General features: G+C 68.2%; 18 protein-coding genes. 15 read left to right on the top strand and 3 right to left on the bottom strand.

The features are described 5' to 3' along the window. The first annotated feature begins 3 nt into the window (after positions 1-3). The 13 genes from paaA to JC881_RS11795 all read left to right on the top strand — a co-directional run bounded on the left by paaA (position 4) and on the right by JC881_RS11795 (position 13,467). On the top strand, positions 4-1,011 hold the full coding sequence (paaA, locus tag JC881_RS11735; protein ID WP_198785881.1) for a 1,2-phenylacetyl-CoA epoxidase subunit PaaA: 1,008 nt from the start codon (positions 4-6) through the stop codon (positions 1,009-1,011). Then, a complete protein-coding gene (gene paaB / locus JC881_RS11740) occupies positions 1,008-1,307 on the top strand; it encodes a 1,2-phenylacetyl-CoA epoxidase subunit PaaB (protein WP_198785882.1) in 300 nt (99 codons plus the stop codon). The genes paaA and paaB overlap by 4 nt, the downstream gene beginning before the upstream one ends. Before the next feature lie 169 nt (positions 1,308-1,476). Next, positions 1,477-2,256 carry a 1,2-phenylacetyl-CoA epoxidase subunit PaaC gene (gene paaC / locus JC881_RS11745; RefSeq protein ID WP_198785883.1) on the top strand — a complete coding sequence of 260 codons (780 nt, stop codon included), beginning with the start codon at positions 1,477-1,479 and terminating at the stop codon, positions 2,254-2,256. An 8-nt stretch (positions 2,257-2,264) separates the two neighbouring features. Continuing rightward, entirely contained in the window at positions 2,265-2,780 is a 516-nt protein-coding gene (paaD, locus tag JC881_RS11750) for a 1,2-phenylacetyl-CoA epoxidase subunit PaaD (RefSeq protein ID WP_198785906.1), read from the top strand. Positions 2,781-2,910: 130 nt separating this feature from the next. Continuing rightward, on the top strand, positions 2,911-3,996 hold the full coding sequence (gene paaE, locus JC881_RS11755; protein ID WP_198785884.1) for a 1,2-phenylacetyl-CoA epoxidase subunit PaaE: 1,086 nt from the start codon (positions 2,911-2,913) through the stop codon (positions 3,994-3,996). A gap of 43 nt (positions 3,997-4,039) precedes the next feature. Further along, positions 4,040-5,185, top strand: coding sequence for an ABC transporter substrate-binding protein (locus tag JC881_RS11760; RefSeq protein ID WP_198785885.1), 1,146 nt, complete (start codon positions 4,040-4,042; stop codon positions 5,183-5,185). A 274-nt stretch (positions 5,186-5,459) separates the two neighbouring features. Then, entirely contained in the window at positions 5,460-6,488 is a 1,029-nt protein-coding gene (locus JC881_RS11765; protein ID WP_198785886.1) for a branched-chain amino acid ABC transporter permease, read from the top strand. Next, positions 6,485-8,386 (top strand): branched-chain amino acid ABC transporter ATP-binding protein/permease, encoded by a 1,902-nt coding sequence (locus JC881_RS11770; protein ID WP_198785887.1) that lies wholly within the window; start codon positions 6,485-6,487, stop codon positions 8,384-8,386. The genes JC881_RS11765 and JC881_RS11770 overlap by 4 nt, the downstream gene beginning before the upstream one ends. A gap of 5 nt (positions 8,387-8,391) precedes the next feature. Next, positions 8,392-9,141 (top strand): ABC transporter ATP-binding protein, encoded by a 750-nt coding sequence (locus JC881_RS11775; RefSeq protein ID WP_198785907.1) that lies wholly within the window; start codon positions 8,392-8,394, stop codon positions 9,139-9,141. A gap of 23 nt (positions 9,142-9,164) precedes the next feature. Beyond that, positions 9,165-11,216: a phenylacetic acid degradation bifunctional protein PaaZ gene (gene paaZ, locus JC881_RS11780; protein WP_198785888.1), complete on the top strand. Its 2,052-nt coding sequence runs from the start codon at positions 9,165-9,167 to the stop codon at positions 11,214-11,216. After that, the gene (locus tag JC881_RS11785) at positions 11,216-11,974 is read left to right on the top strand and encodes an SDR family NAD(P)-dependent oxidoreductase (protein WP_198785889.1); all 759 of its coding nucleotides are present in this window, start codon (positions 11,216-11,218) and stop codon (positions 11,972-11,974) included. The genes paaZ and JC881_RS11785 overlap by 1 nt, the downstream gene beginning before the upstream one ends. Positions 11,975-12,004: 30 nt before the next feature. Further along, the gene (locus tag JC881_RS11790; RefSeq protein WP_198785890.1) at positions 12,005-12,565 is read left to right on the top strand and encodes a methyltransferase family protein; all 561 of its coding nucleotides are present in this window, start codon (positions 12,005-12,007) and stop codon (positions 12,563-12,565) included. A gap of 98 nt (positions 12,566-12,663) precedes the next feature. Continuing rightward, positions 12,664-13,467 carry a CPBP family intramembrane glutamic endopeptidase gene (locus JC881_RS11795; protein WP_198785891.1) on the top strand — a complete coding sequence of 268 codons (804 nt, stop codon included), beginning with the start codon at positions 12,664-12,666 and terminating at the stop codon, positions 13,465-13,467. A gap of 10 nt (positions 13,468-13,477) precedes the next feature. On the opposite strand, the gene JC881_RS11800 is transcribed toward JC881_RS11795, so the two are convergent. After that, on the bottom strand, positions 13,478-14,107 hold the full coding sequence (locus tag JC881_RS11800) for a flavin reductase family protein (RefSeq protein WP_198785892.1): 630 nt from the start codon (positions 14,105-14,107) through the stop codon (positions 13,478-13,480). Between the two features lie 97 nt (positions 14,108-14,204). On the opposite strand from JC881_RS11800, the gene JC881_RS11805 reads away from it, so the two are divergent. Continuing rightward, entirely contained in the window at positions 14,205-15,152 is a 948-nt protein-coding gene (locus JC881_RS11805) for a class I SAM-dependent methyltransferase (protein WP_198785893.1), read from the top strand. 18 nt (positions 15,153-15,170) lie between these two features. On the opposite strand, the gene JC881_RS11810 is transcribed toward JC881_RS11805, so the two are convergent. Further along, the gene (locus JC881_RS11810; protein WP_198785894.1) at positions 15,171-16,460 is read right to left on the bottom strand and encodes an aminotransferase class V-fold PLP-dependent enzyme; all 1,290 of its coding nucleotides are present in this window, start codon (positions 16,458-16,460) and stop codon (positions 15,171-15,173) included. A gap of 4 nt (positions 16,461-16,464) precedes the next feature. After that, positions 16,465-17,367, bottom strand: a complete 903-nt coding sequence (locus JC881_RS11815) for an amino acid ABC transporter substrate-binding protein (protein WP_198785895.1) — start codon at positions 17,365-17,367, stop codon at positions 16,465-16,467. 145 nt (positions 17,368-17,512) lie between these two features. Between JC881_RS11815 and JC881_RS11820 the strand changes: the two genes are divergently transcribed. After that, on the top strand, positions 17,513-18,424 hold the full coding sequence (locus tag JC881_RS11820; RefSeq protein ID WP_198785908.1) for a LysR family transcriptional regulator: 912 nt from the start codon (positions 17,513-17,515) through the stop codon (positions 18,422-18,424). Positions 18,425-18,521: the final 97 nt, after the last annotated feature.

An 18,521-nucleotide genomic window follows, 5' to 3' on the forward strand; every position in this document is an offset into this window, starting at 1 on the left:
ACGATGTACACGCAAGCCATGGACACCATGGGCAAGGACGCAGGCGACGGCAAGAAGGCCGTGCGTTCGGCCGACGAGATGCGGCTCGAGGAGCGCTTCGACGCGCAGATCGATGCCGGCGACTTCATCGAGGCCAAGGACTGGATGCCCGAGCACTACCGCAAGACGCTGGTGCGCCAGATCAGCCAGCACGCGCACTCCGAGATCGTCGGCATGCTGCCCGAGGGCAACTGGATCAGCCGCGCGCCGACGTTGAAGCGCAAGGCCATCCTGCTGGCCAAGGTGCAGGACGAGGGCGGCCACGGCCTCTACCTGTACGCCGCCGCCGAGACGCTGGGCACCTCGCGCGACCAGATGTTCGACGCGCTGCACAGCGGCAAGGCCAAGTACAGCTCGATCTTCAACTACCCCACGCTCACCTGGGCCGACATGGGCACCATCGGCTGGCTGGTCGATGGCGCGGCCATCATGAACCAGGTGCCGATCTGCCGCTGCTCGTACGCGCCGTATGCGCGCGCCATGATCCGCATCTGCCGCGAGGAGAGCTTTCACCAGCGCCAGGGCTACGAGGCGCTGCTCACCATGATGACCCACGGCACCGACGCGCAGAAGGCGATGGTGCAGGACGCGGTCAACCGCTGGTGGTGGCCCTCGATCATGATGTTCGGCCCGCCGGACGACCAGTCGCCCAACTCGGCGCAGTCGATGCGCTGGGGCATCAAGCGCTTCAGCAACGACGAGCTGCGCCAGAAGTTCATCGACGCGGCCGTCGAGCAGGCCGCCATCCTCGGCGTGACCCTGCCCGATCCGGACCTGAAGTGGAACGAGGAGCGCCAGGCGCACGACTTCGGCACGATCGACTGGAGCGAATTCTGGCGCGTGGTGGGCGGCGACGGCCCCTGCAACCGCGAGCGCCTGCAGGCGCGCGTCGATGCCTGGGAAGACGGCGAATGGGTCCGCGAAGCCGCGATGGCCCACGCCAACAAGCAACCATTGAAGGAGGCCGCATGAGCGCCGATACGACCAAGCAAGAGTGGCCCCTGTGGGAAGTGTTCGTGCGCAGCAAGGCGGGCCTGGACCACAAGCACTGCGGCAGCCTGCACGCGGCCGATTCGAAGATGGCCATCCAGATGGCGCGCGACGTGTACACGCGCCGCCAGGAAGGCAGCAGCATCTGGGTGGTGCGCTCCGAGCAGATCGTGGCGAGCGATCCGGGCGAGAAGGGCATGTACTTCGATCCGGCCGAAGACAAGGTCTACCGCCATCCGACTTTCTACGCGCTGCCCAAGCAGGTCGACCACATGTAATGCCCACCCGGCCGTTCGGGCTGAGCCTGTCGCCCTTCGACGAGCTCAGGATGAACGGATCGAGACACGCTCGCCCCCAACCGTTCGGGCTGAGCTTGTCGAAGCCGGTCACCAGCCTTCGACAAGCTCAGGCCGAACGGATCGGGAGTCGCAAAAGGAATTCAACACCATGCAAGCATCGATCGAACTGAACCGCACGCCCGCCGTGCAATACCTGCTGCGCATCGGCGACACGTGTCTCGTGCTCGCGCAGCGCCTGGGCGAATGGTGCGGCCATGCGCCCGTGCTGGAAGAAGACATCGCGATGGCCAACATCGCCCTGGACCTCGTGGGCCAGGCCCGCGGCCTGCTCACGCACGCCGGCAAGCTCGAGGGCGAGGGCCGCGCGCACGACGAGGACCAGCTCGCGTACCTGCGCAACGAGCGCGACTACTTCAACCTCACGCTGGTCGAGCTGCCGCGCGGCGACTTCGCCTTCGCCGTGGTGCGCAACACCATGGTCGCCACGCTGCTCAAGCTGCTGTGGCAGCGCCTCGCGGCATCGAGCGACGCCGAAGTGGCCGCCATCGCCGGCAAGGCCGTGAAGGAAGCGCGCTACCACCAGCAGCACTCGGCCGACTGGGTCGTGCGCCTGGGCGACGGCACCGACGAATCGCGCCGCCGCACCGAAAAGGCCTTCAAGCAACTCTGGCTCTACGTGCCGGAGCTGTTCGAGAGCGATGCGGTGGACGAAGCCGCGAGCGCCAGCGGCCTCGGCCCGGCATGGAGCGAACTGCGCGAACCCTGGCTCGCCGAGATGCAGCAGGTGCTCGATGCGGCCGGCCTCGCGATGCCGAAGGAAGCCGCCTTCCGCAGCACCGGCAAGCAGGGCGTGCACAGCGAGCACATGGGCTACATCCTCACCGAGATGCAGCACCTGCAGCGCAGCTTCCCCGGAGGCGTGTGGTGAACACCGACATGGCCTCGCGCGTCGACGCGGCGTGGGCCGTGCTGCACACGGTGCTCGACCCCGAGGTGCCGGCCGTGTCGGTGTGCGACCTGGGCATCGTGCGCGAAGTGATCGAACACGACGACGGCCTGGAGATCGTGCTCACGCCGACCTACTCCGGTTGCCCCGCGACCGAAGCCATCGAGCACGACGTGCTGGCCGCCATCGAGCAGGCGGGCCTGGGCCATGCACGCGCCACGCTGCGCCGCGCGCCCGCATGGAGCAGCGACTGGATCAGCGACGAGGGCCGCGCCAAGCTCAAGGCCTACGGCATCGCGCCGCCGGCCCACCTCACGCCCGAAGCGGCCGCCAATACCGCGATGCCGATCAAGCTCTTCGGGCGCATCGCGGGCGAACGCATCGCCTGCCCGCGCTGCGCAAGCGAGCGCACCGAGCGCCTTTCCGCCTTCGGCTCCACGGCCTGCAAGGCGCTCTACCGCTGCATGGCCTGCCGCGAACCCTTCGAACACTTCAAGCCCATATGAAGAACCACCCCCAGGCTTCGCGCACTTCGTGTCGCTTCTCCTCCCCCCTCAAGGGGGCGCTGCCAGTGGCCCGGCAAAGCCGGTTCCACAGCAGCCCTGGAAAAACGCCTGGCAACCCTGAGCATCTGGCATGAGTACCCTTTTCCACCCCCTTCGCGTGAAGGCCATCGAGCCCGACACGCACGAGGCCGTCATCGTCTCGTTCGAAGTGCCGGCCGACCTGCAGGAAGTCTTCGGCTTCACGCAGGGCCAGTACCTCACCCTGCGCCACGACATCGACGGCCAGGACCTGCGCCGCTCCTATTCGATCTGCGCGGGCCTGGACGACGGCGAGCTGCGCGTGGGCGTGCGCAAGGTGCGCGGCGGCGTGTTCTCCAACTGGATCAACGCGAACCTGCAGCCGGGCGACACGCTGCAGGTGATGGCGCCGCAGGGCCGCTTCTTCGTGCCGATCGAGCCGGCCTCGGCGCGGCACCACGTGGGCATCGCGGGCGGCAGCGGCATCACGCCGATCCTCTCCATCATGAAGACGGTGCTGGCGCGCGAACCCGCGAGCCGCTTCACGCTGATCTACGGCAACCGGCAATTGCAGTCCACGATGTTCAAGGAAGAAATCGAGGACCTGAAGAACCGCTACATGACGCGCCTCGTGCTGCTGCACGTGTTCTCCGACGAGCACACCGATTCGCCCCTGGGCTTCGGCGTGATGAACCGCGAGAAGATCGGCGAGTTTTTGCAGTCCGTGGTGCCGGCCAAGAAGATCGACCACGTGTATGTCTGCGGCCCGTTCCAGATGAACGACGAGGCCGAGGCCGCGCTGCTCGCGGCCGGCGTGCCGGAAGACCGCATCCACATCGAGCGCTTCGGCGTCGCCCTGCCCTCGGCCACACAAGTGGGCGCCGTGGTGCACGAGCCGCTGCCGGGCGACGCCAAGCAGGCCCGCATCACCATCGTGCGCGACGGCCTTCAGCGCGAGATCACCTTCACCGAAGGGCAGCCCAGCATCCTGGATGCGGCCTCGGCCGCGGGCCTGGAAGTGCCGTTCTCGTGCACCTCGGGCGTGTGCGGCACCTGCCGCGCCAAGTGCGTGGACGGGGAAGTCCGCATGGAACGCAACTTCGCGCTCGACAAGAATGAAGTGGCCGCGGGGTTCGTCCTGACCTGCCAGGCACACCCCCTCACCGAACGTGTCACCTTGTCCTTCGACGAGCGTTGATACTTCAGGCCTCAACGATTTTTCAACCCGGAGACAAGCCCAAATGAAATTCTTCAAGCCCCTTCTGATCGCCGCGCTGTGCGCCACCGCCGCCGCGGCGTGGGCCGACGTCAATGTCGGCGTGACGGTCTCGGCCACCGGCCCTGCCGCCTCGCTCGGCATTCCCGAGAAGAACACCATCGCGCTGATGCCCAAGACCATCGGCGGCCAGAAGATCAACTACATCGTGCTGGACGATGCCTCCGACACCACCGCGGCCGTGGCCAACACCCGCAAGCTCATCGCCGAGAACAAGGTCGACATCGTGCTGGGCTCCACCACCACGCCCAACTCGCTCGCGATGATCGACGTGGTGAGCGAGGCCAAGGTGCCGATGATCTCCATCGCCGCTTCGGCCCGCATCATCGAGCCGATGGATGCGAAGAAGAAGTGGGTCTTCAAGACGCCGCAGAACGACATCATGATGTCGCTGGCCATCGCCGAGCACATGGCCGCCAACGGCGTGAAGACGGTCGCCTTCATCGGCTTCTCCGACGCGTACGGCGAAGGCTGGTCGGAAGAATTCGCCAAGGCCGCCGCGCTCAAGAAGATCACCATCGTGGCCAACGAGCGCTACTCCCGCAGCGACACCTCGGTGACCGGGCAGGCGCTGAAGATCATGTCCGCCAAGGCCGACGCCGTGCTGGTCGCAGGCTCGGGCACGCCGGCCGCGCTGCCGCAGAAGACGCTCAAGGAGCGCGGCTACACCGGCAAGATGTACCAGACGCACGGCGTGGCGAACGCCGACTTCCTGCGCGTGGGCGGCAAGGACGTGGAAGGCACCTTCCTGCCCGCCGGCCCCGTGCTCGTGGCCGACCAGCTGCCGGCCAGCAACCCGGTCAAGAAGTCCGCGCTGACCTACGTGGCGGCCTATGAAGCGGCCAACGGCAAGGGCACCGTGTCGACCTTCGGCGCGCATGCGTGGGACGCGGGCCTCCTGATGACGTCGGCCGTTCCGGTCGCGCTGAAGAAGGCGCAGCCGGGCACGCCGGAATTCCGCGCGGCGCTGCGCGATGCGCTGGAGCAGGTCAAGGAAGTGTCGGGCGCGCATGGCGTGTTCAGCATGACGGAGAAGGACCACCTGGGTCTGGACCAGCGCGCCCGCGTGATGGTCAAGATCGAAAACGGCGCCTGGAAATACCAGCCTTAAGGAGCAAACCCCACCCCCAAACCCGTTCGCCCTGAGCTTGTCGAAGGGCCGCTTCGAACGCGCAAGGCTTCGACAGGCTCAGCCCGAACGGCCGGGGCACTTAGAGCCACCCTTCGCTCCGAGCTGCCACCCCTTCGCCTAGCTGCCGGGCCGTTCGCCTGGCTGCCAGGCCGTTCGCCCTGAGCTTGTCGAAGGGCGGCTCCGAGCATGCAAGGCTTCGACAAGCTCAGCTCGACCGGTTCGGGGGCATTCAGCCTCGATTGAAAGTTCTCGTATGGATTTGCAGATCGCCCTGTTGTTGGGGCAGGACGGCATCGTCAACGGTGCCGTCTATGGATTGATGGCGCTCGCCCTCGTGCTGGTGTTCTCGGTCACGCGCGTCATCTTCATTCCCCAGGGCGAGTTCGTCGCCTTCGGGGCCCTCTCGATGGCGATGCTGCAGGCCGGCCGCGTGCCGGCCACGCTGTGGCTCTTGCTCGCGCTCGCGGCGATCGTGCTGGTGGTGGAGTTCTGGCGCTGGAAGCGCGGCGCGGTGGTCGACTGGGCCTCGGCGCTTGCGTGGTGCGTGGTGCTGCCGCTGGCCGCCGCCGCGCTGGTGCTGCTGCTCAAGCCCACCTCGATGGCGGGGCAGACGCTCACCACGCTCATCCTCATCATGCCGCTCGGCCCGCTGCTCTATCGGCTGGCCTACCGGCCGCTGGCCGATGCCAACGTGCTGATGCTGCTGATCGTCTCGGTCGCGCTGCACGGAGTGCTGGTGGGCCTGGGTCTCCTCTTCTTCGGCGCCGAGGGATCGCGCACCACGGCCTTCTCGGACGCGCGCTTCGACGTCGGCGGCATTCCGGTCAGCGGGCAGTCGCTGGTGGTGGTGGGCGTCACGCTGCTGCTGGTGATCGCGATGTTCCTGTTCTTCGGGCGCTCGATGGTCGGCAAGGCGCTGCGCGCCACCGCCATCAACCGCGTGGGCGCACGGCTCTCGGGCATTCCGACCGAGCTCTCGGGCGACCTGAGCTTCGCGCTCGCGGCGCTCATCGGCGCGGTGTCGGGGCTGCTCATCGCGCCGATCACCACCGTGTACTACGACACCGGCTTCCTCATCGGCCTCAAGGGCTTCGTCGCGGCCATCGTCGGCGGGCTCGCGAGCTATCCGCTGGCGCTCGTCGGCGCGCTGCTGGTGGGGCAGCTGGAAGCCTTCGCCTCTTTCTGGGCCAGCCCCTTCAAGGAGGTGCTGGTCTTCACCCTGATCATTCCCGTGCTGTGGTGGCGATCGCTGCGCAGCCATCATGTGGAGGACGAGGAATGAGCTCGCCATCCAACAACATCGCCGCCACTGCTCCGCCCGCCGGCAAGCCGCTGGTCACGCCGCGCCAGCTCACCCTGGTCTTCGTCGTCGCGCTCGCGATGGCCTGGGGCTTTCTGCCCGAGTTCACCGTGTCCGTGCTCAGCAATATCGGGCTCTATGCGCTGGTCGCGGCGGGCCTCGTGATGCTCACCGGCGTGGGCGGTATGACCTCCTTCGGCCAGGCCGCGTTCGTCGGTATGGGCGCCTACGCCACCGCATGGATCTGCACCTCGCCCACCGCCGCCGCATGGATGGGCGGCGCGGTGAGCCCCGCGCTGTTGCCATGGGCGGGCCTTGCGCTCGGCCTGGTCTTTACCTTCGCGCTCGCCTGGACGCTGGGCGCGGTCACGCTCAAGCTGCAGGGCCATTACCTGCCGCTGTGCACCATCGCCTGGGGCCTGAGTCTTTACTACCTGTTCGGCAACATGGATTTCCTGGGCGGCCAGACCGGCATCACGGGCGTGCCGCCGCTGGTGGTCGCGGGCTTCTCGCTCGCCACGCCGCGCGCGCTGGGCGTGGTGATCTGGGGCGTGCTGCTGCTCGCGCTGTGGGCGATGCACAACCTGCTCGACTCGCGCGAAGGCCGCGCCATCCGCGCGCTCAAGGGCGGGCGGCTCATGGCCGAGTCGATGGGCGTCGATACGGCGCGCCACCGCATCAAGCTGTTCGTGCTGGCCGCGCTGCTCGCGGCGGTATCGGGCTGGCTCTATGCGCACCTGCAGCGCTTCGTGAACCCGACGCCCTTCAACCTGAACATCGGCATCGAGCTTTTGTTCATGGCCGTGGTCGGCGGCGCGGGACACCTCTGGGGCGCGGTGCTCGGCGCGACGCTCATCACGCTGCTCAAGGAAAAGCTGCAGGACGTGCTGCCCGCGCTGCTGGGCACGAGCGGCAACTTCGAGGTGATCGTGTTCGGCCTTCTGATGCTCTTCGTGCTGCAGCGTTTTGCGGACGGGCTCTGGCCCACGGTCTCGCGGCTGGCGAGCCGCTGGGTGCGCGACGACGCGCGCAAGGCGGCGCCTGCCTTGGTGCACCCCTCCACGATGCAGCTCGTGCAACGCAAGCTGCCCGCATCGGGCGAGCTGCTGCTCGAAGCCAGCGACGTGAGCAAGCGCTTCGGCGGCCTCGTGGCCAACAACGCGATCTCGATGACGCTGAAGGCCGGCGAGATCCATGCGCTGATCGGCCCGAACGGCGCCGGCAAGAGCACCTTCTTCAACATGATCTCGGGCGTGGACGATCCCACCTCGGGCGAGGTGCGGCTCTCGGGCCAGTCGATGGCAACGAAGCCTTCGCGCGCCTTCGCCGCGCTGGGCCTGGGCCGCACCTTCCAGCATGTGCGGCTGCTCGGGCAGCGCAGCGTGGTCGAGAACGTCGCGCTCGGCGCCCACCTGCGTGCCAAGCGCGGCTGGCTCGCCGCGATGCTGCGGCTGGACCGCGCCGAAGAGGCTGCGCTGATGGCCGAGGCGCGCCGCCAGATCGAACGCTGCGGCCTCGGCGCGCACGCCGACACGCCGGCCGCATCGCTCTCGCTCGGCCAGCAGCGCGTGGTCGAAATCGCGCGCGCGCTCGCAGGCCAGCCGTCGGTGCTGCTGCTCGACGAGCCCGCCGCGGGCCTGCGCCACCTGGAAAAGCGCGCCCTCTCCGTGCTGCTGAGCCAGCTGCGCGCCGAGGGCCTGGGCATCCTGGTGGTGGAGCACGACATGGAGTTCGTGATGAACCTGGCCGACCGCATCACGGTGCTCGAATTCGGCACCGTCATCGCGACCGGCACGCCGGCCGAAGTGCAGGCCAACCCGCGCGTGCTCGAGGCCTACCTCGGCGGCGCCGACGACGAACTGCTGGAAGACGCACGATGACCGCGATGACCACACCCCTGCTCCAACTCGAAGACTTCTGCGTCGCCTACCGCACCGTCGAAGCGGTGCACAGCGTGCGCCTGCATGTGAACGAAGGCGAGATCGTCACCGTCATCGGCCCCAACGGCGCGGGCAAGACCACGCTCCTGTGCGCGGCGATGGGCCTCCTGCCTTCCACCGGTGCGCTCACGCTCTCGGGCGAGCGCATCGCGCGCCCGGGCGTGGAGACCATGGTCGCGCGCGGCGTGGCGCTCGTGCCCGAGCGGCGCGAGCTGTTCGGCGAGATGTCGGTCGAAGACAACCTGCTGCTCGGCGGCTTCTACCAGTGGCGCAAGGGCAAGCGCGACCAGCGCGCGCGCATGGAGGAGGTGTTCGCCATCTTCCCGCGCCTGCGCGAGCGCAAGCCGCAGATGGCCTCCACGCTCTCGGGCGGCGAACGCCAGATGCTGGCCATCGGCCGCGCGCTGATGGCGCGGCCGCGCCTCCTGATGCTGGACGAACCGTCGCTGGGCCTCGCGCCGCTCGTCGTGCGCGAAGTGCTGCGCGTGGTCTCGCAACTGCGAAGCCATGGCGTCTCGGTGCTGCTCGTGGAGCAGAACGCGCGCGCCGCGCTGCAGGTGGCCGACCGCGCCTACGTGCTGGAGATGGGCGCCGTGGCGCTCGAAGGCAATGCGCGCGAGCTGCTGCACGACCAGCGAATCATCGACACCTACCTGGGCATCGGCAACCGCAACGCGGAACCCGCCGTCGCCTGAACCCCGGACGCTCAAGGACTTCCATGACCACCCTTCAAAGCTACATCGCCGGCCGCTGGATCGGCAAAGAAAGCGCGCAGCAGCTGCGCAGCGCCATCAACGGCCAGTCCGTGGCCGCGACGCATGCGGAGGCGATCGACTTCGCCGAAGCGCTGCAGTACGCGCGCCGCACGGGCATTCCCGCGCTCATGAAGCTGGACTTCCAGCAGCGCGCCGAGCGCCTGAAGGCGCTGGCCAAGTACCTCGCGGCGAACAAGGAAACGCTCTACGCGATCTCGGCCCACACCGGCGCCACGCGCGCCGACAGCTGGATCGACATCGAAGGCGGCGCCGGCACGCTGAGCGCCTATGCGGGCATCGGCTCCAACGAGCTGCCCTCGGGCAACCTCGTGCACGAAGGCCCGGCCTTCCCGCTCGGCAAGAAGGGCGGCTTTGCGGGCACGCACATCCTGGTGCCGCGCGGCGGCGTGGCGGTGCACATCAACGCCTTCAACTTTCCGGTGTGGGGGCTGCTCGAGAAGTTCGCGCCCAGTTTCCTTGCGGGCATGCCGTGCATCGGCAAGCCGGCCTCGGCCACCAGCTACCTCACCGAGGCGGCCGTGCGGCTCATCGTGCAGTCGGGCATCCTGCCCGAGGGCAGCCTGCAGCTGGTGATCGGCGGCACGGGCGACCTGCTCGATCGCCTCGAAGGCCCCGACGTGGTGACCTTCACCGGCTCGGCCGACACCGCGGCCAAGCTGCGCGTGCACCCGAACATCGTGCGCCAGTCGATCCCGTTCAACGCCGAGGCCGACTCGCTCAACTGCGCGATCCTCGCGCCCGACGTGACGCCCGACGACGAGGAGTTCGATCTCTTCGTGAAGGAAGTGGCGCGCGAGATGACGACCAAGGCCGGGCAGAAGTGCACCGCCATCCGCCGCGCGATCGTGCCGCGCCAGCACCTGGATGCGGTGGCCGAGCGCCTGCGCGCGCGGCTCGCGAAAACGGTCATCGGCGACCCGTCGCGCGAAGAGGTGCGCATGGGCGCACTCGCTTCGCATGCGCAGCAGGCCGACGTGGCCGAGCGCGTGGCCATGTTGCTGCAGGGCGCCGAGCTGGTCTACGGCGAGCGCGACGGCTTCTCGCCCGTGGGCGACGGGGTCGCCGAGGGCGCCTTCTTCGCGCCCACGCTGCTCCTGAGCCGCAAGCCCCTCGAACACGATGCCGCGCACGACGTCGAGGCCTTCGGGCCCGTCAGCACGCTGATGCCGTATGACGGCATCGACGAAGCGCTAGCGCTCGCCGCACGCGGCCGCGGCAGCCTCGTGGGCACGCTGGTCACGCGCGATCCGGCCATCGCGGCCAAGGCGATCCCGGTCGCCGCCGCATGGCACGGGCGCCTGCTGGTGCTCGACCGCGAAGCCGCCACCGAATCGACCGGCCACGGCTCGCCGCTGCCGCAACTCAAGCACGGCGGCCCGGGCCGCGCGGGCGGCGGCGAAGAGCTCGGGGGCCTGCGCGCCGTCAAGCACTACCTGCAGCGCGCCGCGGTGCAGGGCTCGCCCACGATGCTGGCCGCGATCACCGGCGAGCACGTGCGCGGCGCGGCCGTGCGCGAGAGCGATGTGCATCCGTTCCGCAGCTACTTCGAGGACCTGCGCATCGGCGACTCGCTGCTCACGCACCGCCGCACCGTCGGCGAGGCCGACATCGTGGCCTTCGGCGGCATCTCGGGCGACTATTTCTACATGCACTTCGACGAAGTGGCGGCCAAGGAGTCGCCCTTCGGCAAGCGCATCGCGCACGGCTACTTCGTGCTCTCGGCGGCGGCGGGCCTGTTCGTCTCGCCCGCGCCCGGCCCGGTGCTGGCCAACTACGGGCTCGATACGCTGCGCTTCGTCAAGCCCGTGGGCATCGGCGACACGATCCGCGCGCGCCTCACATGCAAGCGCAAGATCGACCGCAACAAGAAGGACGCGAGCGGCCAGGGCCAGGGCGTGGTGGCCTGGGACGTGGAGGTGACGAACCAGGATGGCGACGTGGTCGCGAGCTACGATATCCTGACCCTCGTCTCCAAGAAACCGGAAGCCACCTGATGTTCGATCTCACGGGAAAAGTCGCACTCGTCACCGGCGGCAACGGCGGCATAGGTCTCGGCATGGCACTGGGCCTGGCGAAAGCCGGAGCGCGCGTCATCGTCGCGGCGCGCAATGCGCAGAAGTCGGCCGCCGCGGTGGAAGCACTCAAGGCCCTGGGCAGCGACAGCTTCGCGCTCGAAGTCGACGTGACCAGCGAAGCCTCCGTGCAGAAGGGGTTCGACGACGCGGTCGCGCGCTGCGGCCGGCTCGACATCCTCGTGAACAACGCCGGCACCACGGTGCGCAAGCCCGTCGACCAGCTCGCGCTTGCCGAATGGCACCAGGTGATGGACACCAACCTCACGAGCGCGTTCCTCTGCAGCCGCGCTGCGCACCCGCACCTGAAGGCGGCCGGCGGCGGCAAGGTCATCAACATCGGCTCGATGATGTCGATCTTCGGCGCGCCCTATGCGCCGGCCTATGCCGCGAGCAAGGCGGGCATCGTGCAGCTGACCAAATCGACCGCGCTTTCATGGGCGGCCGACAACATCCAGGTCAACGCGATCCTGCCCGGCTGGTTCGAGACCGAGCTCACCGACGGCGCGCGCAGCCAGATCCCGGGCCTGTACGACCGCGTGGTGGCCCGCGCCGCCGCCGGCCGCTGGGGCCAGCCGGCCGACATCGCCGGCACCGCGGTGTTCCTCGCGAGCGCCGCTTCCGACTACGTGACCGGCACCGCCATTCCGGTCGATGGCGGGTTTTCGATCTCTGGCTGAAGACAGGCGGCCCGTGTAAATTCGGCCGCCATGCTCTTCTGGTTCCAGATCTTCCTTCTTGTCGCCGGCACTGCCGCGCTGCTCTACGTCTCGCGCGGGCCGTTGCGCCAGCCCGGCTCGCATGGCTTCTACCGCTTCTTCGCGTGGGAATGCATGCTGGTGCTGATCGTGGTGAACCTGCCGGTGTGGCATGTCGATCCGTTCTCGGCGACGCAGATTCTTTCGTGCGTATTCCTGGCGCTGTCGATCTGGCTGCCGATCCACGCGGTGCGCCTCCTCAAGGCGCAGGGCAAGCCCAGCGATGCGCGCAACGACGACCCGGCCCTCTACGGCTTCGAGAAGACCTCCTCGCTCGTGACCTCGGGCGCCTTCCGCTACATCCGCCACCCGATGTACACCGCGCTGATGCTGCTGGCCTGGGGCGCCTTCCTCAAGCAGTTCACCTGGCTCACGCTGGCGCTGGTGGCGGCGGCCACGCTGCTCTTGGTGCTGACGGCGCTCAGCGACGAGAAGGAATGCATCTCGCATTTCGGCGACACCTACCGCGACTACATGCGCCGCACGCGGCGCTTCATTCCGTTCGTGCTGTAGTTGGCCATTCGGGCGCGGGATGCGTCCGTCGTTTCGCGGGGCGACGGTAATATGCGCGACCTCCCCCGTCCCCGCCCCTCGCTCCTCGCGCCCCTCCCATGCCCTCCCCGAAAAGCACGGCCTTTCCCTCCGCCGTGCAGGCCATCCTGCTGTTCGTGGCGCTGTTTCTCTGCGAGCTCGTCGTGGGCGCCGCGCTGCGCGATGCGAACGGCTGGCTCGGGCTGAACGGCATGCAGCTGGGCGTGCTCTCCACCGTGCTGGGCAACGGCTGCGTGTTCGCGGTGGTCATGCACTACCAGCAGCTCACCTACCGCCAGCTCTTCCACGCCTCGCCGATGTCCGTGCGGGCGACGCTCACGATGGTCGTGCCGCCGGTGCTGCTGCTCGTGCCGGCGCTGATGGTGACGGTGATCACGGCGCTCAACCTGCTGGTGCTGGTCGCGCCGCTCTCGCCGTGGGAAGAGTCGCTCTTCAGCCGCATGGCCGACGGCAGCGTCGCGGCCACGCTGGCGGTGTGCGTCGTGGCGCCGCTGCTGGAAGAAATGCTGTTCCGCGGCATCGTGCTGCGCGGCTTCCTGCAGCGCTATGCACGCTGGCATGCCATCGTCGGCTCGGCCGTGCTATTCGGGGCCGCGCACCTGAACATCTACCAGTTCCTCGTCGGGCTGGTGCTCGGCCTGGTGCTCGGCTGGCTCTACGAGCGCACCCGCTCGCTCATTCCGTGCGTCGCGCTGCACGCCACCTACAACACCGGCACCTTGTTCGTCGGCGACTGGCCCACGGACGCCTCCAGGGCGGACGCGGTGTGGACCCTGCTGCTGGTCTTGGTGGCGGCCGTCGTGGGGGTGCTGGCCTTGCGGCGTTTGCTGGTGACGCCGGGAGCGGGCAAGCCCCGGCGCTGAGCCGTCAGGGCTAGCGCTGCACCGGCGGCAGCGGCCGCGCATCCACCGCCTCGCCATCGACGATGAAGTGCCCGCCCGCCACATGGTGCAGCGTGCGCAGCTCGTCGTGGCCGGTGAAGTTCCAGCGCCCGTCGGCGAACACGCGCGCATCGGCCTGCGCGGCGATCACTTCGCCGAGGAACAGGTCGTAGCGCTCCTGGATCGGCGGCTCGGGGAGCAACCGGCATTCGAGCCACGCGGCGCAGCCTTCGAGCAGCGGCGCATCGGTCGCGGTGCCCGCAAAAGTCTCGAGGCCGTACGCCGCGAACTTGTCGCGCCCCGAGGTCTCGACGATCTCGCGGCCCGAGCTGTTGCCCAGCGCTTCCGTCAGGTCGAGCTGTGCGCGCGTGGGCACCTGCAGCGCGAAGGTGCCCGCGCCTTCGAGCAGCACGCGCGTCCAGGTGCTCTTGTCGAGCACCACGGCCACCTTGGGCGGATCGAAGTCGAGCGGCATCGCCCAGGCGGCGGCCATGATGTTGCGCTGCCCGCCGTGCGCGGCGCTCACGAGCACCGTCGGTCCGTGGTTGAGCAGGCGGTAGGCCTTGGCGAGCGGGACGGGGCGGCGGTGGGAGGACAAGGACGAGGACGAGGAGGCGTTCATGAAGTCGTCGGAGAATGAAGTAGAAACCGGGGCGGCAGCGGCGGCAAGCGTCGCACAAAGCCCGCCCTTCGTCATCCTCTGCCCGGAGCGCCCCTTCATGGAACCCTCGAAAGCCAGCTACACCGCCCTCGTCACCTCGCTGATGCGCGCGCTTCACACGCGCAGCGACCCGGCGCCGCTGCTGGACGACCCGTGGGGCGACCGCCTCGTGCCCGAGTCCGTGCAGGCCGGCCTGCGCGACCGGGCGATGGCGCGGCTGGACCCCGCTGAGCGCGCCGAGGCCGCGCCGGCCAGGGTGCTGGACGCCGCGATGCGCGCGAACGCGGCCTATCCCGGCGTCATCCTGCGAAGCCGCTACACCGAAGACATGCTGGCGGCCGCGGTCGCGCGCGGCATCGCGCAGTACGTGCTCATCGGCGCGGGTTTCGACAGCTTTCTCTGCCGCCGCCCGAGCTGGGCCGAAGGCCTGCAGGTCTATGAGGTGGACCACCCCGCGACGCAGCAGCTGAAGCGCGAGCGCCTGCGGCACTGCGGCATCGCCGAATCCGGCGACGTGCATTTCGTGGCGGCGGACCTCGCCGAGGAGACGCTGCAGTCGGCCCTCGCACGCTCATCCTTCGATCCGGCGCGGCCCACCTTCTTTTCGTGGCTCGGTGTCACCGTGTACCTCACGCGCGAAGCCAACCTCGCGACGCTGCGTGCCATCGCCACCGTTGCGCCGGTGGGGAGCGAGCTGGTCTTCACCTACATCGACGAAGCGGCGCTGCAGCCCGGCCATGCGGGCACCGAGGGGTTCCGGAAACTCCGCAGCGATGTGTCTGGCGTCGGCGAGGCCTTCCTTTCGGGCTTCGATCCGGCGACGCTCGGTGCGCTGCTGCTGGAGACCGGCCTGGTGCTGACGGAAGACCTGGACGGAGAACAGACCGTGGCCCGCTACGACGCGGCAGGCACCAACGGCCTGCAGCGGCAGCGGGACGGCGCGGGGTACATCGCCCATGCGCGCGTGGATGCACGCGTGATCAGCGCAGCGCCGCCTGCCGCCTGAACTCGCCCGGCTGTACGGCTACAGCGCGGCGATCTCCTGCGTGACCTTGAGGAATTTCTCCATGTCCGCCATCGAATGGCAATGCAGCGGCGAGACGCGCACCGTGCCTTCGAGCCCGAAGGATTCGAGCATCCGCTTCGAGTAGATGCTGCTCGCCACGCGCTCGTACACGGTGACGCCGCGCTTGCCGTACTCGACCACCGCCTGCGTGCAGTCGATGCGATCGAAGCCGATGCCCAGGATCAGGTCGCGCTTCGTCAAGTCTTCGTGGTCGAGGAACACCTGCGCGCCGCGCATTTCGCGGAGGCCCGTCGCATCGCCCGTGCCGTCGAGCAGCGCCGCGAGCAGCGCGCGCTCGTGCAGCTCGATGCGGCCGATGCCTTCGACGAACAGCGCGCGGCGCTCGGTGGCATCTGTGAACTGGCCGCCGATCCAGCAGACGTAGTCCACGATCTCCGTGAGCGCGGCGAACTGCCATGGCGCGGAGCTGCCCAGGTCCCAGTAGTCCGGCTTCTTGCCCGCGAGCTTGTGGTGCGGCAGCACGGCCGCGCGCTCGGACACCCACGAGAGCCCCGAGCCGCGGCAGCCGAAGAACTTGTAGGGCGCGAGGTTGATGCCATCGACCGGCGTCTTCTGCAAATCGATAAGGCCGTGCGGCGCATGCTGCACCGCGTCCACGAGGATGTAGAGGTCGGGCTTGATGGCGCGCGCGCGGCGCACGATCTCGGCCATGTCGAGCTTGGCGCCCGAGATGTTCGAGGCGTAGATCACGTTGAGGAGGCAGGTGTCCTTGTCCACGAGACGCACGATCTCATCGACATCGACGCCGCCCGTCACCGGATTGCTCTTCGCCACGCGAAGCTCGCGGCCGAGCCGGCTCGCGTAGAGGCTCATCGCGTCGAAGGCCGAGGGGTGCTCCAGCACCGTCGTGACCATGTTCGTTCCGGCCACGTTCTCAGCCACCGCGCGCACCATGTCGAACATGGCGCCCGAGGCGGTGAGCGAGGCGTAGACGCTCCCGCCCTTCGCATTGAGGATGGTGCGCAAGTCGTCGGCGGCCTTCGCCTGGATCTGCTGCAGCTCGACCGCGGTCGCGTGAATGCGCTCGGCGTTGTCGGGAATCGCATCGACCTCAGCGAACCGCTCGGCCGCGGCCTTCAGCCGGAACGAGCCGCCCGCGTTGTCGAAGTACAGGCGCTCGCGGCCGTGGTGGTCGTGGTCCACGAGCAGGAAGCGCGCCTTCACCTCGCGCATCAGCGCATCGGAAAACGCGAGGCCGCGGGGGTGGTTGTCAAGCGTGGTCGCCATGTGCTCAGACGCCCTTGTTGTTGGGGTTCTTGTAGATGTCGCGCACCGCGTCGGACATCGGGAAATTCAGGTTCGCGTTCTTCGGCGGAATCGGCGACATGAACCACTTGGCATACAGCTGCTCGATGGCACCCGACTTCATGAGGCCGGTGACCGTTTCATCGACCAACGCCTTGAATTGCGGATCGTCCTTGCGCAGCATGATCCCGTAGGGCTCCTGGCGCAGCGACTCCTTCAAGAGCTTGTACTCGCCCGGATTGGTGGCGCTGGCGACCATGCCGGCGAGCTGCACGTCGTCCAGCACGTAGGCGTCCGCGCGGCCGGTGGAGAGCAGCAAAAAGCCGTCGGAGGTGTCCTTGCCCGCGATCTCGTTGACTTCGATCGTGCCGCTCTTGCGCGCGCCGCGCAGCAGCTGGATCGACGTGCTGCCCGAGACGGTGGCCACGTTCTTGCCGTTGAGGTCGGCCAGGGTGTTGATGCCCGAGCTCTTGCGCACCGCGGCGGTGATGTTGGTGACGAAATGGCTCGGCGCGAAATCGACCTGCGCCTGGCGCTGCGTGGTGTTGGTGGTGGTCGCGCAATCCAGGTCGACCGTACCGTTCTGCAGGAGCGGAATGCGGTTGGTCGAATTGAGCATGGTGTAGCGCACGTCGAGCTTCGCCAGGCCCAGCTTCGCCTTCACCGCATCGACGATCTTCAGGCAGATGTCGTTGGTGAAGCCGATGGGCGCGCTGTCGGCGCTCAGCTTGTAGGAGAACGGGATCTGGCTGTCGCGCGCGCCGATCTGGATCGTGCCGCTCTCCTTGATCTTCTGCAGCGTGCCGCCGTCCTGGGCGCTGGCGGCGGCGCAGGCGAAGGCGAGGGAGAGTCCCAGGGCAAGGACAGAAGGCAGCTTGAAGAAGTCCATGGCGTGTATTCCTTGGTTTGCAGACGGAGGGGTGGGCTGGGCGAATCTTCTGCGCCTCGATGAATTTCTAAAAGCGATTTTTTGTGATCGAATTGCATGAACAAAAGCGTTCTGCAGGCAGTTTTCACAGGAGACCCGCACCGTGATGACCTTCAAGCAACTCGAAGCCCTCTACTGGATCGGCCAGCTCGGCGGCTTCGCGCAGGCCGCCAACCAGCTGCACACCTCGCAGTCGGCCGTCTCCAAGCGGGTGCACGAACTGGAGCTGCTGTTCGACACCGAGCTCTTCGACCGCAGCCAGCGCACCGCGCGCCTCACCGAAAAGGGCGAGGAGATGTTCGTTCTCGCCAAGCGCCTGCTGGAGCAGCGCGATGCCGCGGTCGAGCAGTTCGGCAAGCCCGGCGTGGTGGAGCGGCGCATCCGCATCGGCGTGACCGAGCTCACCGCGATGACGTGGCTGCCGCGCCTGGTCGGTCTCATCCAGCAGCACTACCCCAAGGTGATCCTGGAGCCCGACGTGGACGACAGCCTGCAGCTGCGCGACAAGCTCCTGGTCGATGCGCTCGACGTGGTCATCGTGCCCGACACCTTCGCCGACTCGCGCATGCAGAGCAAGGTCATCGGCAAGGTGAAGAGCGCGTGGATGTGCAAGCCCGGCGTGATTCCCTCGGCCGCGGCGACGGGCACCGTGCGCCTGCACGACCTGGCGCGCCACCGCATGCTGGTGCAGGGCAACAACTCGGGCACCGGGCGCGCCTACGATGCATGGATGAAGGACCAGGGCGTGCAGCCTTCCAACGTGATCGTGGTGAGCAACCTCGTGGCGCTCACCGGCCTCACCGTGTCGGGGCTGGGCGTGAGCTACCTGCCGCGCGAATGCCTCGCGCCGCTGGTGGCGGCCGGCATGCTCGCGGTAATCGAAGTGACGCCGCCGCTGCCGGTGGTGCGCTACGTGGCGATGCACAAGGGCGAACACCGCAGCGCGCTCACCTCGTCGATCGTGATGCTGGCGCAGGAATGCTGCGACTTCACGCGCATGTTCCAGGCGCAGGATTGAACCACTGGGGAGTGCGGGCGGCCTTGTTCGGGGGCGCGATCACGCCGACGGGGTACCTTGCTCCGCGAATGTCCCCCGGGCTTCGCCCTCCTCCTTG

Source organism: Variovorax sp. IB41 (assembly GCF_016405905.1).
Taxonomy (GTDB): Bacteria; Pseudomonadota; Gammaproteobacteria; order Burkholderiales; family Burkholderiaceae_C; genus Variovorax.